The organism is Bradyrhizobium sp. Kon10, assembly GCF_055807395.1.
This window is the reverse complement of record NZ_JBVVOZ010000010.1, coordinates 17707-34373: the sequence shown is the minus strand read 5'-3', so window position 1 is coordinate 34373 and position 16667 is coordinate 17707. Positions and strand designations below refer to the sequence as shown.

The window sequence follows — 16667 nt, the reverse complement described above, 5'->3', positions numbered from 1 at the left end:
CGCTACAAAGGCTTGGGCTGCGCGGCGTAAGTTAAAGCTAAATCGCAGGGACTTGAAGCACCGCTTTCGGAGCAACCCGAATCGTCAGCCTAGATCGTGAGCCTAGATCGTAACTTGCGTGCCGACCTCGACGACGCGGCCGCTCGGGATCTGGAAGTAGTCAGTGGCGTCGTTGGCCGAGCGGCTCAGCGAGATGAACAGCCGGTCCTGCCAGCGCGGCATGCCGGAATGGGCCGCGGGCTTCAGCGCCCTCCGTGACAGGAAGAACGAGGTCGACATGATGTCGAACTGCCAGCCGAGCTTGCGGGCGATCGCCAGCGCCTTCGGCACGTTGGGCGATTCCATGAAGCCGAACTTCAGCGTCACCTTGGAGAAGGTCGGTGAGATCTGCTCCAGCTTGACGCGCTCGGCCGGATTGATGCGCGGCGTTTGCGCGGTCTCGATCGTGAGAATGACATTCTTCTCGTGAAGCACTTTGTAGTGTTTCAGACTGTGCATCAGCGCGGTCGGCGCGCTCAGGGGATCGCTGGTCAGGAACACGGCGGTTCCGGGCACGCGCTGCGGAGGCCGCTTCTCCAGCATCGTCACGAGGTCGGCGAGCGGGAATTCGAGCTTGCGCGACTTCTCGAACAACAACCGGCTGCCGCGCCGCCACGTGTACATCAGGAGAATCATGAGCGAGCCGAGCGCGAGCGGCACCCAGCCACCCTCGAACACCTTGAGCAGGTTCGCGGCCAGGAAGGTCAGGTCGAGGAACAGGAACGGCGCGATCAGGGCGGCGGCAGCCAATGGCGACCACCGCCACACCTTCCAGATCACGACAAAGCCCATCATCGCCGTGACCACCATCGTCCCGGTGACCGAGATGCCATAGGCCGAGGCCAGCGCGCTGGAGGAGCGGAACAGCAGCACCAGCAGCATCACCGCGACCAGCAGCAGCTGGTTGATGCGGGGGATGAAGATCTGGCCGGAATGGGCTTCCGACGTATGGCGAATTTCAAACCGCGGCATCAGCCCGAGCTGGATCGCCTGGCGCGTCAGCGAATAGGCGCCGGTGATAACGGCCTGGCTCGCGATGACAGTGGCGGCGGTGGCGAGGACGACCATGCCGCCGCGAGCCCAGCCTTGCGGAAACAATTGGAAGAACGGGCTTTCGATCGCCTGGGGATCGCCGAGGACGAGAGCGCCCTGCCCCAGATAGTTGAGCGCCAGCGACGGCAGCACGATGAACAGCCAGGCGGTCTGGATTGGCCGTTTGCCGAAATGGCCGAGATCGGCATAGAGCGCCTCGGCGCCGGTGACCGCCAGGAACACAGCGCCGAGCGTCACGAAGCCGATGATGCCGTGATGGAGCATGAACGACACCGCGTATAGCGGGTTCAAAGCCAGCAGTATTTGCGGCTGTTGAACGATGGGATGGATCGCCGCCGCCGCGATCACGGCGAACCAGACGCACATCACAGGGCCGAAAAAGGCAGCGACGCGGGCGGTGCCACGCGATTGCACGGCGAACAGGCCAACCAGGATGATGACCGTCAGCGGCACAACATAAGGCTCGAACGTGGCGGTGACGTCCTTCATGCCTTCGACGGCCGACAGCACCGACAGTGCCGGCGTGATCACCGCATCGCCGTAGAACAGGGCGCCGGAGATGATGCCGAGCAGGACGATGGTCGCCCCGCCGGTGCCGACCGCGCGTTGGGCCAACGCCATCAGGGCGAGCGTGCCGCCCTCACCATTGTTGTCGGCGCGCAGCAGGATGACGACGTATTTGAGCGTCACCACGACGATCAGCGCCCACAGGATCAGGGACACCACTCCGAGCACAGCCGCGGCGGTGGGCGCGCCCTCTGCACCCGACGCTGCCGTCACCGCCTCCCGGAACGCGTACAGCGGGCTGGTGCCGATGTCGCCATAGACCACGCCGATGCTGCCGAGCGTCAGCGCGCCGAAGCCAGCGGTGGTGTGGGCGTCGCCATGCCCGTTGCCCGCCGCCGTTTCCGGGGCGGGAATTGCTACGTCACTTGTCATGGGAGAGCCTGGTGGCCTCTAAAAATGCTTCACTGCACAACGGCGGAGGAGCGCGCGCGGCTTATAGTCTTGCGCTGGCGGCATAGCCTAGGCCGATTCTGGGCCCGCGGCATGCAAATTTGCATAGGTGCGCCGATTGCGTTCAGATGGTGACTTGGGTCCCCACTTCAACCACCCGGCCGGTCGGAATCTGGAAATAGTCCGTGGCATCGTTGGCGGACCGGCTGAGCGCGATGAACAGATGGTCCTGCCAGAGCGGCATGCCGGACTGCGCCGACGCCTTCAGCGACCGCCGCGAGACGAAGAACGACGTCGACATGATGTCGAACTGCCAGCCCTGCTTGCGCGCGATCGCCAGCGCCTTGGGGACATTCGGCTGCTCCATGAAGCCGAAGCGCAGGCGGACCTTCGAGAGCTTGTCGCTGATCTTGTCCATGCGGAAGCGCTCGGACAGATCGACCCGCGGCGTTTGCGCGGTCTCGATGGTCAGGACCACATTGTGCTCGTGCAGCACCTTGTTGTGCTTGAGATTGTGCAACAGCGCGGTCGGCACGAAGGCGGGATCGCTGGTCAGGAACACCGCCGTGCCCTTGACGATGTGCGGCGGCCGCTTCTCGAGGCTACGGATGAGATCGTCCAGCGGCACCTCGATGCGGCGCGTCTTCTGGATCAGGATTCCCGAGCCACGCCGCCAGGTCCAGATCGTTGCCGCCATCACCACGCCGAACAGCAGCGGCACCCAGGCGCCTTCGAGCAGCTTCAGGAGATTGGCGCTGAAGAAGGTGATGTCGACCATGACGAAGGGCAGGATCACGATCGCAGCCGTGGCAACGCGCCAATTCCACAATTTCCAGATCACGATGAAGCCCATGATGCCGTCGGCGACCATGGTGGTGGACACCGCGATGCCGTAGGCCGAAGCGAGGCCGCTCGGCGTCCGGAACAACAGGACCAGCAGCATCACGCCGATCAGGAGCAGCCGGTTCACCCGGGGCAGATAGATCTGGCCGGCATGGGTTTCAGAGGTGTAACGCACCTCGAAGCGAGGCAGCAGCCCGAGCTGCACCGCCTGATAGACCAGCGAATAGGCGCCGGTGATCACGGCCTGACTCGCGATCACAGTCGCCGCAGTCGCAAGCCCGACCAGCGGCAGCACCCAATGCTCGGGGACCATGCGATAGAAGGAGTGTTCGATTGCGCCCGGATCGGACAATACCAGCGCGCCCTGCCCGAAATAGTTGATCAGCAGCGACGGCAGCACGAAGAACATCCAGGCCGACTGGATCGGCTTGCGGCCGAAATGACCGAGATCGGCATAGAGCGCCTCACCGCCGGTCACCGCCAGGAAGACGGCTCCCAACGTCACGAGACCGATCGTACCGTGCGACAGCAGGAATTGCAGCGCATAATACGGATTGATCGCGGCCAGCACCGAGGGGTCGTCGGCGATGTGGACGACGCCCAGCACGGCGAGGCAGGTGAACCAGACCACCATGACCGGCCCGAACGCGGAAGCCACCAGCGCCGTCCCCTTGCTCTGGACCGCGAACAGCAGCGCCAGGATGAAGACGGTGAGTGGCACGACATAGTGCTCGAACGCAGGCGTCGCGAGCTTGAGGCCGTCGACCGCCGACAGAACCGAGATCGCCGGCGTGATCATGGAATCGCCGATGAACATGGAGGCGCCAACCACGCCAAGGGCGAGCAGGAACCAGCTTCGGCGCCCGAGCGCGCGCTGGCCGAGCGCCATCAGCGAGAGCGTGCCGCCCTCCCCGTTGTTGTCGGCGCGCAGCAGCAACAGCACGTATTTGGCGGTGACGACGATCAGCAGCGCCCACAGGATCAGCGAGAGCACGCCGAGCACCATGATCCGCGTAACCGGCTCGCCGTGAGCCGCGCCCCTGACCGCCTCGTGGAATGCGTAGAGCGGAGAGGTCCCGATGTCGCCGAAGACAACGCCGATGCTCCCCAGCGTCAGGGACCAAAAACCGGAGGTGACCGGCCCCTCATGGGTCTCGGTCGATGTGATGCTCGCCGTCATGAGGGTGGAGAACGCTTCGTCCCTGGAATTGATCCGGCGCGTTTCGACGCTTCCGGCGCGCCTGTCAATCGGCCTGCCACCATAGCAGGCAACACGGCAGATGCTGTGACGGGGCGGCCACGTTCGTCGTCATCACGACGATAGACCCCAGGTAAAATGGTAGCGCAAGGGATTTATGGCTTCAAGTTCGGGGGCAACGGCGGATCTTCGCGCATCAGGGTGATGGTGACGCGGCGGTTGGCGGCCAGCGAAGGGTCGTCCGGAAACAATGGCTGGGTATCCGCCTTGCCGGAGACGGCGAAGACGTGCGCCGGCGGCAGGCCCTCGCGCTCGAGGATCTGGCGCACAGCGTTGGCACGGTCGGCCGAGAGATCGAACGCGCCGTAGTCGCTGCGGGTCGGCACGAATCCGGCCGCAGTGTGGCCGGCGATGGAGACACGCAAGGGCGTCGCCTTCAGCGGGATCGCGAGCTTCTCGATGAGGCGGCGGGTGCGGTCGTAGGGCACCTTGGAGCCGTCGGCAAACATCGAGCGGCCATCCTGATCGACGATCTCGAGGTTGAGACCCTGCTTGGTCTCCTCGAACATGATGTGCTTGGACATCTCGGTCAATTCCGGCATGTCCTGCAACGCCTGCCGCAGCGAGGCTGCCGCCAGCGCGAAGTTGCGGTCGACCTTGATCTTCGCCCCCGAGGTGCGGTCGCGATCCTCCTGGTCGGGAGTGGGCGTGTTGGAGGCATCCTCGGGCTCGATGTGATCGACGTTCTTGAGCCGCGGGCGGGTCGGCAGGCCGTCCGACTCGACGATGCCGGCGTAGCGCGCTTCGCTCTGGACGCCGAAAGCGTCGCGCATGGAGCCTGCGACGACCTTCAGCTTGTTGGCATCCTGGGTCGAGAACGCGACGAGCATCACGAAGAAGCTCATCATCAGGCCCATCAAGTCGGCGAAGGTCACGAACCAGCCGTGACCGCCTCCATGTGCATCGCCGCGCTTCTTCTTGGCCATCTTTCAGATCCCGGCGGCGGCGTTAGGCCGGCACCGGCTCGCCTTCGGCGTGGCGGTGCTTCTCGGGCAGATAGGCCAGCAGCATTTCGCGCACCAGCGTCGGGCTCTTGGAGTCACGGATCATCAAAATGCCGTCGATGATCAGCGTGCGGTTGGTCTCCTCGTCCAGGAGCTTGCCGTGCAATTTGTCGGCAATCGGGATGCAGAACAGATTCGCGACCAGTGCGCCGTAGAGCGTCGCGAGCAGAGCAGTCGCCATGAACGGGCCGAGCTTGGACGGGTCGGTCATGTTGGCGAACATCTGCACCATGCCGATCAGCGTGCCGACCATGCCAAAGGCAGGGGCGCAGTCGCCGACGGCGCGGTAGATCTTGCTGCCTTCGTCCAGATGCATCAGGAAATTGTCGCGGTCGCGCTCGAGATTGTCGCGGATGAAATCGAGGTCGTAGCCGTCGGCGACGTAGCGGATGCCCTTGGCGAGAAACGGCTCGTCGGTCTCGACTTTTTCCAACCCCACCGGGCCCTGCTTGCGGGCGATCTCGGCGATGCGGGCGAGTTCGTCGACCAGATCGTGCGCAGACAGACGGCTCATGGTGAAGGCGAATTTGGCGCCGAGCGGCAGGCCGTGCATTAGCGCCGAGAGCGGAAAGCGGATCATGGTCGCGGCCGTCGAGCCACCGAAGATGATGATCATCGCATGCTCGGAGATGAACATGTGAAGATCGCCGCCCAGCAGCATCATCACCGCGATGACGATAATGCCCGCCACGAGGCCGACGCTCGTCATGATATCCATGGGAGACTCCAACGCGAACGCAACAACGGCCGTCCTGGCCGATGGCGCAGTCCAACCCCGAACCGCATCGAAAACCCTAGTGGCGCGCGATTAAAGACGCGTAAAGGTTAAGTCCGGACAGTGCGGCACGCCGCCGCTGAACGAGCCGCGATTTGCCGTCAAGCGACAGGAATTTCAACGCTTCGCTAACCATAACCGGATGGGCTAGGACGACAGGCCGGTCAGCTCCAGGCTGAGCGCGCGCAGGCGCTTGCGCGCGTCCGCGTCGTAGGCCTGCGGATTGGCGCGCATCTCGTTCATGCCGTTGAAGAACAGGCCGCTCTTGCCCGCGACGTCGTCGCCCTCGACCAGATGCAGGATCGCAGCACCACCCTGTTCGACGGTCGACATGGGCGTGATGCCGCCGGCCCGCACCATGGCCGTATTCATGTAGGTCGCCGGATGCAGCGCGTTCACCGTGATGCCGGCATCCCTAAGCTCTTCCGCGAGATCGATGGTGAACATGATCTGCGCGAGCTTGCTCTGCGCATAGGCGCGCGAGCCGCTGTAGCCCTTGGTGATCATGACGTCGTCGAAATCGATCGGATGCTGGCCGAGGGACGCAACATTGACGATCCGCGACGGCGCCGCACTCTTGAGCAGCGTCAGTAGCAGACGAGCGAGCAGGAAGCCCGAAAGATAGTTGACGGCAAAGCGCAGCTCGTGACCGTCGCGGCTCTCCTGCCGCTGCGGCCCGTCGTTCTGCGAGCCGATGCCGGCATTGCTGACGAAGACGTCGAGACGCCGGTGGTCGCGGATCACGGCTGCGGCGAGCTCGCGGGTGCTCCAAATCGATGACAAATCGGCCTGATAAAACGTCGGCGCGGCGTGGCCGGCCTTCACGATCTCGTCGATCAGCGTTTTCGCCCGCGCCGCATCGCGGCCGTGGATCAGGACGTGCGCACCCTCGGCGGCAAGACGACTTGCGACATAGCGCCCGACACCATCGGTCGAGCCCGTGATCAGCACCGTCTTGCCGCGCATGTCCATGGGATCACTCCGTACTCAGTGAATCTCCGCCGAGCGCTTCAGCGCGGCCTTCAGCTTCTCCAGCGAGAAGTCGGGGCTGCGGGCGATCTCGAGGATCGGCGTCTCGCGGCGCCCGCAAAGCTCGGCCGCCTCAGGCAGTGTCGCCGCGATGTCGAGCGGGATCACGATGGCGCCATGCTGGTCGGCATGGATCAGGTCGTCCGATTTCACGGTCATGCCGGCAACGCGCACTTCGCCGCCGAAGCTTTCCGCATGCACCCATGCATGCGACGGGCCGATCGAGCCGGCCAGCGCCTGGAAGCCGGGCGCCCATTGCGGGATGTCGCGGATCGAGCCGTCGGTGATGACGCCGAGGCAACCGAGCGCCTTGTGCACGTTGCTCTGCACCTCGCCCCAGAACGCGCCGTAGCCGACGTCAGGACCGTCGATGTCCTGGATCACCGAGATGCGCGGGCCGTGGCCGGTGCCGACATATTCGTAATAGTCGATGCGGCGCCTGGACTGCTCGTCCGGTGCAAGCGAGGACTTCAGCACCGAGCGGATCGCAACGGTGCGGGCATAGCCGACGATCGGCGGCAGATCGGGGAACGGACAGACCAGCGGCTTGGTGGTGTAGCCGATCAGCCGGCGCTCGGGCGCCACGATCTCCATCGCGTTGCAGATCGTGGGCGTATCGTAGCGACCCAGCGCTTCGAGCACGGAAGCAGGCAGCGGCCTGGTTGCGGTATCAGTCACGGCATTCTCCCCCAGGTTGGCGGCTGATTGACGCGATGCCGCCGGCACAGGGCGATATAGCCGAGATCGGGCCTCAACCCAACTCAGGAAGCTCTCATGGCAGATATCCGCGATCTGCCGTTCAGTGCAGCCGATCGGGCCGGTCGTCGCGCGGCGGCTCCGACAGGTTGGCCAGCGTCGGCGCCGAAGGCGGCGACGAGACCTCGCCCGCCACGGGCGCGGCGGCTTCCATCGCGCGCGCCTGGTCGCGATAGGATTTATAGCCGAGCGGCAGGGCGAGCAGATACAGCACCGTTCCGATCGTCAGCACATGCCAGGGATAGGCGATCACAAGCGCGATGAACACGACCACCGCGACGAACGCCGGCAGCACCAGTTCGGGTGGCACGCGCATGCGCTTGGTCTTGCCGGAGAACACCGGCAGGCGCGACACCATCAGGAAGGCGATCAGCAGCGTGTAGGCGGCCGTCAGCGCCGCGGGCCAGCGGCCGAGGTCAAGAAACGCGACATAGATCGGCAGCAGCACCGTGATCGCGCCGGCCGGCGCCGGCACGCCGGTGAAGAAATTGGCGGCGAAGGCCGGCTTGTTCGGATCGTCCATGGTGGCGTTGAAGCGCGCGAGCCTCAGGCCTCCGGAGATCGCAAACACCATCGCGGCGATCCAACCTGCATTGCCGAGCTCGTGCAGCTGCCAGAAATACAGCATCAAGCCGGGCGCCACGCCAAAATTGACGAAGTCGGCGAGGCTGTCGAGCTCGGCGCCGAATTTCGACTGGCCCTTGATCATGCGGGCGACGCGGCCGTCGATGCCGTCGAGCGCGGCTGCAAACACGATGGCGTAGACGGCGAGCGTCATCCGCCCTTCGATCGACAGCCGGATCGCCGTCAGCCCGGCGCAGATCGCCAGCAGCGTGATGACGTTGGGCACCAGCATCCGCACCGGGATCGGGCGGAACCGCCGGCGGCGCACGTCTGGATCTTTGAAGTCGTAGGGCGTCATGGCTCGTCCTCACGTTAAGACGAGATATAGCAAGCCGCGTTGCCCTCCGCCATTGCGGCGGAAGACCCCCGGCCTGGGCCCCAATGGTTAATTGGCGCGATAGGCGCGGGCCGTATCATCCGAAACGAGATCGGCCAGGATGGTTTCGCCGGCAATCGCGGTCTGGCCTTCGGAGACCAGCGCCTTGGTGCCGAGCGGCAGATAAACATCAAGCCGCGAGCCGAACCGGATCAGGCCAAACCGCTCGCCGGCGCCGAGCGCCTGCCCTTCCCGGACGAAGCAGACGATGCGTTTGGCCACGAGGCCCGCGATCTGGATCACGCCGATGCGGCCTTGCGGCGTCGAGATGACCAGCGAATTGCGCTCATTGTCCTCGCTCGCCTTGTCGAGCTCGGCATTGATGAAGAGGCCCGGCCGGTAGGCGATGCGGTCCACCCTGCCCGCCACCGGGCTGCGGTTCACATGGCAGTTGAACACGCTCATGAAGACGGAGATGCGCGGCAGCGGCCGGTCGCCGAGCCCGAGTTCGGCCGGCGGCAGCGCCATGGTGATCATGGAGACGCGGCCATCTGCCGGCGACACCACGAGGCCGTCGCGCACCGGCGTAACCCGCACGGGGTCACGGAAGAACAGTGCGCACCACACCGTGAGAATGGTGCCGATCCACCCGAGCGGCGACCACAGCCAGAACAGGACGAGGCTTGCCAGCGCAAAGCCGCCGATGAAGGGATAGCCCTCCTTGTGGATCGGCGGGATCTGCCGCTGGACCGAATCGAGAATGGACATCGCTATCTGCCGCAAAAAGGGGTGATGGCGCGAGTGGTCTCGCGCACGGGGTTGTTTAGGCCAGAGTTGGGACCGGAGACAAGCTCACTCCGCGGCGACAGGCGTCGTGAGGACGTCCTCGACCGGCGGCGGCTCCCGGTTCGGCGCCTCGCTGGTATCGGCCATCTTGGCCAGCTTCTCGCGTGCGGCCTCGGCCTCGCGCTGCCTGTTCCACATGCTGGCATAGAGGCCCCCCTGTGCGAGCAGCTGAGCATGCGTGCCTCGCTCGGCGATGCGGCCCTGGTCCAGCACGATGATCTCGTCGGCACCGACGATAGTGGAGAGCCGGTGTGCGATCACCAGCGAGGTCCGGTTCTTGGCGACGCGGTCGAGCGCGCCCTGGATCTCGTGCTCGGTGTGGGTGTCGAGCGCCGAGGTCGCCTCGTCCAGCACCAGGATCGGCGGCGCCTTCAAGACAGTACGCGCGATCGCGACCCGCTGCTTCTCGCCACCGGACAGTTTCAGGCCGCGCTCGCCGACCTGGGTCTCATAACCCTTCGGCGCCATGCGGATGAAACGGTCGATCTGGGCCAGCTGCGCCGCCTCTTCGACCGCGGCGTCATCAGCGTCCCAGCGGCCGTAGCGGATGTTGTAGCGGATGGTGTCGTTGAACAGCACCGTGTCCTGCGGCACCATGCCGATCGAGGCGCGCAGCGAGGCCTGCGTGACGTCACGGATATCCTGGCCGTCGATCAGGATCTTGCCGCCCGAGATATCGTAGAGCCGGAACAGCAGCCGCGAGATAGTCGACTTGCCGGCTCCGGACGGGCCGACGATCGCGACCGTCTTGCCGGCCGGCACCTCGAAGCTGATGCCTTTGAGGATCGGCCGCGCCGGCTCGTAGGCGAAGCGCACATCCTCGAAACGCAAATTGCCCGCGGAGACCACCAGCGGCTTTGCGCCGGGCGCGTCCTTGATCTCGGCCTCACGGCCGAGCACGTTGAACATCTTCTCGATGTCGATGATCGCCTGCTTGATCTCGCGATAGACCATGCCCATGAAGTTCAGCGGCTGGTAGAGCTGGATCATCATGGCATTGACCAGCACGAAATCGCCGACCGTGTTGGTGCCGTTCCGCACGCCGATCGCGCACATCAGCATGGTCGCGGTCAGGCCCAGCGTGAAGATGACGGCTTGCCCGGTGTTAAGCACGGCGAGCGAGGTATAGGCCTGCACGCTCGCCTCCTCGTAGCGCGCGACCGAGCGGTCGTAACGCTGCGCCTCGCGTGCCTCGGCGCTGAAATATTTCACGGTCTCATAGTTGAGCAGCGAATCGATCGCCTTGGTGTTCGCCTCGGTGTCCGAATCGTTCATCTTGCGGCGGATGCCGATCCGCCACTCGGTCGCGACGTAGGTGTAGTACATATAGACGGCGACGGTGATCAGCGTCGCGACCACGTAGCGCCAGTCGAACTGCCACAGCAGCACCGCCAGCAGCAACGAGACCTCGACGATGGTCGGGATCAGCTGGAGGATCACCATGCGCACGATGACTTCGATGCCGGAGCGGCCGCGCTCGAGCACGCGCGTCAGGCCGCCGGTCTTGCGCTCCAGGTGAAAGCGCAGCGAGAGCTCGTGCATGTGGATGAAGGTGATGGTGGCGAGCTTGCGCACCGCGTGCATGGCGACGCGCGCAAAGATGCCGTCGCGCCACTGCGTCAGCACCGCCATCAGGATGCGCATCACGCCGTAGCTCGCCGTCAGCAGCAGCGGCGATGCGATCACCCAGAGGTGCCAATTGTCAGGCTGCACCGGTGCGGTGTTGGCGCCGGTCAGCGCGTCCGTCGCCCATTTGAAGCTGAAGGGAACCGTCAGCGTGATTAGCTTGGCGGCGAGCAGCAGCACCATCGACCAGACCACGCGCATCTTCAGGTCGAAGCGGTCGCCGGGCCAGATATAGGGCCACAGATGCGCCAGCGTGCCCATCAACGTGGCCCGCTCGAGCGCTCCGCCGGCAGGATCAGGAACGTCGGCGCCGCCGAGCGATTGAGGTTGGTCCATCAAGAAGCCTGAAGGCCCGCCGGATGCGGGCAGCGTTACGATTTGCGATTTTCGACCGACATATAGAGACTTCCAGATGCCAGTGCACCCCGCCAGATGGCGAATCTTCGATTGTTTGTCGCCATTTACCGGTAGATTTCCGGTGGGCCCGAATCACCGATTGGGCTTGACGCATCTTCGCTGCAATGCATCATGGCACCAATGAGCACGATCAAAACCGTCTGTGTCTATTGCGGCTCCGGCCCCGGAACCAATCCCCACTTCACCGAAGGCGCCAAGGCGTTCGGCAAAGCGCTCGCCGAGAACAACATCCGCCTGGTCTATGGCGGCGGCTCGCTCGGCCTGATGGGCTCGGTCGCGACCTCCGTGCTCGACCACGGCGGCACCGTCACCGGCATCATTCCCGAATTCCTGCGGAAGCGCGAGAACGCGCTGACCCGGGTGCAGGAGATGATCGTCACGCCCGACATGCACGAGCGCAAGCGGCTGATGTTCGAGCGCTCCGACGCCTTTGTGGCGCTGCCGGGCGGCGTCGGCACGCTGGAGGAGCTGGTCGAGCAATTGACCTGGAAGCAGCTCGGGCGCCACGCCAAGCCGGTGCTGCTCGCCAATATCGACAATTTCTGGGAGCCGCTGTTCTCCTTGCTGTCGCATATGCGCCAGACCGAGTTCATCCGCGCCGGTCTGTCCGTCGACATCATCAAAGCCGATCGGATCGAGGAGATCTTGCCGAAGCTGAAAGCCGCGGCGACACAGATCGCCGAGTCGGAAAAGCAGATGGCCCCCGAAGTGGCGCGCAGGCTCTAAGGATTGGCTGATTCGATATAGCCGCGGGCTCGGTCACCTCTCCCGCTTGCGGGAGAGGTCGCCGCGCAGCGGCGGGTGAGGGTTCTCTCCTCGTTGGAATCTCTTTGCAGAGACATCCTCTCCCCAGCCCTCTCCCGCAAGCGGGAGAGGAGCGCACCTCCTTCGCGTTCGATAGTTAGCAATTGATCGTAACGCTCTACTCTGCCGGAAACGTCACCGCCTCGATGCGGTTGCCGTCGGGATCGACGACGAAGGCCGCGTAGTAGCGCACGCGGTCGTGCGGACGGATGCCCGGGGCACCATCCGATGCACCGCCGGCCGCAAGCGCCGCGGCGTGAAAGGCATCGACTTCGCCCGTCGTCCTCGCCCGCACGCAAATGTGCACGCCGCTCTCCGGCAGCACAAGCGGCATGCCCTCGCGCAGATTGATCCAGAATTCAGGATAGGCCTTGCCGAAGCCAATCGTGCGCGGCCGCGTGACCAGGCGCGTCAGGCCGAGCGCGGCGAGGGTTGCTTCGTAGAATTTCGCGGAGCGGTCGAGCTCGCTGACGCCGACGGAGATGTGGTCGATCATTGGTCGCGTCCCTCCCCCAGTCATTCCGGGGCACGCGAAGCGTGAACCCGGAATCTCGAGATTCCGGGTTCGGTCCTGCGGACCGCCCCGGAATGACAAGGCAAAGCCCTACGCCGGCGCGCCCGACTTCACCAGCTTGTAGATCACCGAATCCATCAGCGCCTGGAACGAGGCGTCGATGATGTTGGGGGAAACGCCGACCGTGGTCCAGTTGTCGCCGTTCTCGTCCTCGCTCTCGATCAGCACGCGCGTGACCGCGCCGGTGCCGCCGTTGAGGATACGCACGCGATAGTCGATCAGCCTCAGGCCTTCGATGTATTTCTGGTACTTGCCGAGATCCTTGCGGAGCGCAACATCGAGCGCGTTGACGGGGCCGTTGCCTTCGGCGGCCGAGATCAAATGCTCGCCGGCGACGTTGACCTTGACCACGGCGAGCGCCACGGTGACGCGTTCGCCGAGCGCATTGTAGCGCTGCTCGACATTGACGTCGAACTGCTCGACCTCGAAATATTGCGGCACCTTACCGAGCGTGCGGCGCGCCAGCAGCTCGAACGAGGCGTTGGCGGACTCATAGGCGTAGCCCGCCGCTTCGCGCTCCTTCAATTCCTCGACCAGCCGCGTCAGCTTCGGATCGCTCTTCTCGTAGGCGATGCCGGCGCGGTCGAGTTCGGCGATCACGTTGGAGCGGCCGGCCTGGTCGGACACCAGCACCTTGCGGTGATTGCCGACCAGTTCGGGCAAGACGTGCTCATAAGTGTGCGGATCCTTCATCACGGCGGACGCGTGAATGCCGGTCTTGGTGACGAAGGCGCTCTCGCCGACATAGGCCGCATGCCGGTTCGGCACGCGGTTGAGCATGTCGTCGAGCGTGCGCGAGACCTGGACCAGGGTCGCGAGCTTCTCCGGCGTGACGCTGATCTCGAAGGCGTCGGCAAACTCCTGCTTCAGCTTCAAGGTCGGGATCAGCGAGCACAGATTGGCGTTGCCGCAGCGCTCGCCAAGGCCGTTCAGCGTGCCCTGGATCTGCCGCGCGCCGGCACGCACCGCCGCGAGCGAATTCGCCACCGCCTGCTCGGTGTCGTTATGGGCGTGGATGCCGAGATGATCGCCAGGGATATGCTTTGTCACCTCGGTCACGATGGCCTCGATCTCGTTCGGCATGGTGCCGCCATTGGTGTCGCACAGCACCACCCAGCGCGCACCGGCCTCGTAGGCGGCCTTCGCGCAGGCGAGCGCAAAGCTCGGATCCTCCTTGTAGCCGTCGAAGAAGTGCTCGCAATCGAGCATCACTTCGCGGCCGACGGCTTTCGCAGCCGCGACGCTGTCGCGGATCGAAGCGAGGTTCTCCTCCTTCGTCGTCTCCAGCGCGACCCGCACCTGATAAGCGGAAGACTTCGCCACGAAGCAGATCGCGTCGGCCTTGGCCTCCAGAAGTCCGGCTACGCCGGGATCGTTGGAGACGGAGCGCCCCGACCGCCGTGTCATGCCGAAGGCGGTAAAGCGCGCATGGTTCAGCTTCGGCCTGGTGCCGAAAAATTCCGTGTCGGTCGGGTTGGCGCCGGGATAGCCGCCCTCGACATAGTCGATGCCGAGCTCGTCGAGCATCGCGGCGATGATCTGCTTGTCGGCCAGCGTGAAATCGACGCCGTTGGTCTGCGCACCGTCGCGCAGCGTGGTGTCGAAGAGATAAAGACGCTCTCTGCTCATTGCAGCGCTCCCGACGCGGGATTGGCCCCGAGCGTCTTTTGCATGGTGGTGTTGGCCAGCCACTCGTCGTTGACGGTGATGCTGTTGCGCTGCATGGCGACATAGCCGCGCTTCGCGAAAAAACCCTGCGCGTTATCGCTGGCGTCGACCGTCAGCTTTTCCGCGCCGCGACCGCCGGCAAGCTTTTCCAGCGCATCGACGAGCATCGTCGCCAGCCCCTGCCCGGCCACGGCCGGATGCACATAGAGCATGCGGATGTGATCCTTGCCCCGCAGCGAGGCGAAGCCAACGGGCGAGCCCTCCAGCGTCGCGATCAGGGTCAAATCGGCCGCGAGCCGCTTGCCGAACTCGTCGTCCTCCGCCGCGGCCATCCAGGCCTGCTGCTGCGCCTCGTTGTAATCGTCGCCGGTCAGTTCCTCGATGCTGGCCGTGAAGATCGCGGCGAGCACCGGCACGTCATCCGGCAGGAACGGCCGCAAGCCCGCTTTTGGAAGCGCTTGTGCCATCACGCCAGCTCCCATGTCGTCACCGGCTTGCCGTCGGCATCCTTGCCGTCCTTCAGCACGACGCCCTTCGCGACGAGCTCGTCCCGGATGCGATCGGACTCATTGAAATCCTTTCGCGCTCGCGCAGCCGCGCGTTCGGCAATCAGGCGATCGATCTCGCTTGCGTCCACGCCGCTTGCCTGTTGCTTGCGGCCTTCCCATTGCGCGGCGCTCTCGGAAAGAAAGCCGAGCAGACGTAGCGACGCGGCGAGGCCACTCGCGTCGGAATTGTTGCGCAGGCCGTGCAGCGCGGCGATCGCCAGCGACGTGTTGAGGTCGTCGAGCAACGGCTCGACCACCGTCGCCGCCGGCTTGCCGGGCTCGGCGTCCGCCGCAAAGCGATACCAGTCGTTGAGCGTCTTGGCGCTTTCCTCCAGCGACTTCATGGTCCAATCGATCGGCGAAGTGTAATGCGACTTCAGCATGTTCAGGCGCAGCACCTCGCCCGGCCAATCCGCGAGCAGTTCGTGGATGGTGACGAAGTTGCCGAGCGACTTCGACATCTTCTCGCTCTCGACCTGCAGGAAGCCGTTGTGCATCCAGTAGTTCGCCATCCGCTCGCGATGGAAGGCGCAGCAGGTCTGCGCGATCTCGTTCTCGTGATGCGGAAACACGAGATCGATGCCGCCACCGTGGATATCAAAATGCTCCCCGAGATGCTTCCAGGCCATGGCCGAGCACTCGATGTGCCAGCCCGGACGGCCCTCTGCCTTGATGCCCGCCGGCGACGGCCATGACGGCTCGCCCGGCTTGGACGGCTTCCACAACACGAAGTCGGTGGCGTCGCGCTTGTAGGGCGCGACGTCGACGCGGGCGCCGGCGATCATCTCGTCCAGCGAACGTTTGGACAGCGCACCGTAGCGCGGCAGCCCGGAGTTGGCCGCGTTCATGGCCTGCGGCGAGAACAGTACATGGTCCTCGGCGACATAGGCGAAACCGCCGGCGATCAGCTTTTCGATGATCTCGCGCATCTCGCCGATATGCTCGGTCGCGCGTGGCTCGACGCTCGGCCGGAGCGCGCCGAGCGCATCCACGTCGGCGTGAAACTGCCGGCCGGTCTGCTCGGTGACCTTGCGAATGGCCTCGTTCAGCGGCAGGCCGGGGAAATCACGCGCCGCGCGGTCGTTGATCTTGTCGTCCACGTCGGTGATGTTGCGGACATACGTGACGTGCGCCTCGCCATAGAGATGGCGCAGCAGCCGAAACAGCACGTCGAACACGATCACCGGCCGGGCGTTGCCGATATGGGCGAAGTCATAGACGGTCGGTCCGCAGACATACATGCGGACATTGTTCGGATCGAGCGGCACAAAGGCGCGCTTTTCCCGGCTCAGCGTATCGTAAAGACGCAATTCCATATGACACCCGTCGGCTGTTGGCCGGGCGTCCAGTGCTCTCAATGTTTTTGAGAAAAGACGGCTCCAGCCAGCGAATCGCTAGCTCGTAATCTCGCGGCAAATGGCGCAAATGACGAGGAGACCGTTCATGGCGGAACATATGGGCTATGAGCCGGCCCCGCGTCAAGAGAGCCGCGGAAAAGCCGTGTTATCTCCGCAATGCGCAGGCCACCCG

The 16667-nt window shown here is 64.6% G+C and carries 14 protein-coding genes; 1 reads left to right on the top strand and 13 read right to left on the bottom strand.

Annotated features, from left to right (window positions below; translation table 11 throughout):
- Positions 1-102 precede the first annotated feature (102 nt).
- The 9 genes from AC0L2O_RS15965 to AC0L2O_RS15925 all read right to left on the bottom strand — a co-directional run bounded on the left by AC0L2O_RS15965 (position 103) and on the right by AC0L2O_RS15925 (position 11462).
- Positions 103-2031, bottom strand: a complete 1929-nt coding sequence (locus AC0L2O_RS15965) for a potassium transporter Kup (RefSeq protein WP_473370386.1) — start codon at positions 2029-2031, stop codon at positions 103-105.
- Between the two features lie 142 nt (positions 2032-2173).
- Positions 2174-4072, bottom strand: a complete 1899-nt coding sequence (locus tag AC0L2O_RS15960) for a potassium transporter Kup (protein WP_473370385.1) — start codon at positions 4070-4072, stop codon at positions 2174-2176.
- A 173-nt stretch (positions 4073-4245) separates the two neighbouring features.
- Entirely contained in the window at positions 4246-5076 is an 831-nt protein-coding gene (locus tag AC0L2O_RS15955) for a flagellar motor protein MotB (protein ID WP_369724637.1), read from the bottom strand.
- Between the two features lie 22 nt (positions 5077-5098).
- The gene (locus AC0L2O_RS15950; protein WP_369724638.1) at positions 5099-5872 is read right to left on the bottom strand and encodes a motility protein A; all 774 of its coding nucleotides are present in this window, start codon (positions 5870-5872) and stop codon (positions 5099-5101) included.
- 204 nt (positions 5873-6076) lie between these two features.
- Positions 6077-6901: an SDR family NAD(P)-dependent oxidoreductase gene (locus tag AC0L2O_RS15945; RefSeq protein WP_473370384.1), complete on the bottom strand. Its 825-nt coding sequence runs from the start codon at positions 6899-6901 to the stop codon at positions 6077-6079.
- A gap of 15 nt (positions 6902-6916) precedes the next feature.
- Positions 6917-7636, bottom strand: a complete 720-nt coding sequence (locus AC0L2O_RS15940; protein ID WP_473370383.1) for an RraA family protein — start codon at positions 7634-7636, stop codon at positions 6917-6919.
- 121 nt (positions 7637-7757) lie between these two features.
- Positions 7758-8636, bottom strand: a complete 879-nt coding sequence (locus AC0L2O_RS15935; RefSeq protein ID WP_409189201.1) for a CDP-alcohol phosphatidyltransferase family protein — start codon at positions 8634-8636, stop codon at positions 7758-7760.
- Positions 8637-8723: 87 nt separating this feature from the next.
- Positions 8724-9428, bottom strand: a complete 705-nt coding sequence (locus tag AC0L2O_RS15930) for a phosphatidylserine decarboxylase (protein ID WP_369726793.1) — start codon at positions 9426-9428, stop codon at positions 8724-8726.
- A 78-nt stretch (positions 9429-9506) separates the two neighbouring features.
- Positions 9507-11462 carry an ABCB family ABC transporter ATP-binding protein/permease gene (locus tag AC0L2O_RS15925; protein WP_473370382.1) on the bottom strand — a complete coding sequence of 652 codons (1956 nt, stop codon included), beginning with the start codon at positions 11460-11462 and terminating at the stop codon, positions 9507-9509.
- A gap of 201 nt (positions 11463-11663) precedes the next feature.
- Between AC0L2O_RS15925 and AC0L2O_RS15920 the strand changes: the two genes are divergently transcribed.
- Positions 11664-12269: an LOG family protein gene (locus AC0L2O_RS15920; RefSeq protein WP_369724645.1), complete on the top strand. Its 606-nt coding sequence runs from the start codon at positions 11664-11666 to the stop codon at positions 12267-12269.
- Between the two features lie 196 nt (positions 12270-12465).
- Here the strand turns inward: AC0L2O_RS15920 and AC0L2O_RS15915 are convergent, their stop codons facing one another.
- The 4 genes from AC0L2O_RS15915 to cysS form a co-directional block, all read right to left on the bottom strand.
- Positions 12466-12843: a VOC family protein gene (locus AC0L2O_RS15915; protein WP_473370381.1), complete on the bottom strand. Its 378-nt coding sequence runs from the start codon at positions 12841-12843 to the stop codon at positions 12466-12468.
- A 108-nt stretch (positions 12844-12951) separates the two neighbouring features.
- Complete coding sequence (gene cimA / locus AC0L2O_RS15910) at positions 12952-14550, bottom strand: citramalate synthase (RefSeq protein WP_473370380.1); 1599 nt, start codon at positions 14548-14550, stop codon at positions 12952-12954.
- Complete coding sequence (locus tag AC0L2O_RS15905) at positions 14547-15056, bottom strand: GNAT family N-acetyltransferase (RefSeq protein WP_473370379.1); 510 nt, start codon at positions 15054-15056, stop codon at positions 14547-14549. Before AC0L2O_RS15905 ends, cimA begins: the two co-directional genes overlap by 4 nt.
- The gene (gene cysS / locus AC0L2O_RS15900; RefSeq protein ID WP_473370378.1) at positions 15056-16453 is read right to left on the bottom strand and encodes a cysteine--tRNA ligase; all 1398 of its coding nucleotides are present in this window, start codon (positions 16451-16453) and stop codon (positions 15056-15058) included. The genes AC0L2O_RS15905 and cysS overlap by 1 nt, the downstream gene beginning before the upstream one ends.
- Positions 16454-16667 lie beyond the last annotated feature (214 nt).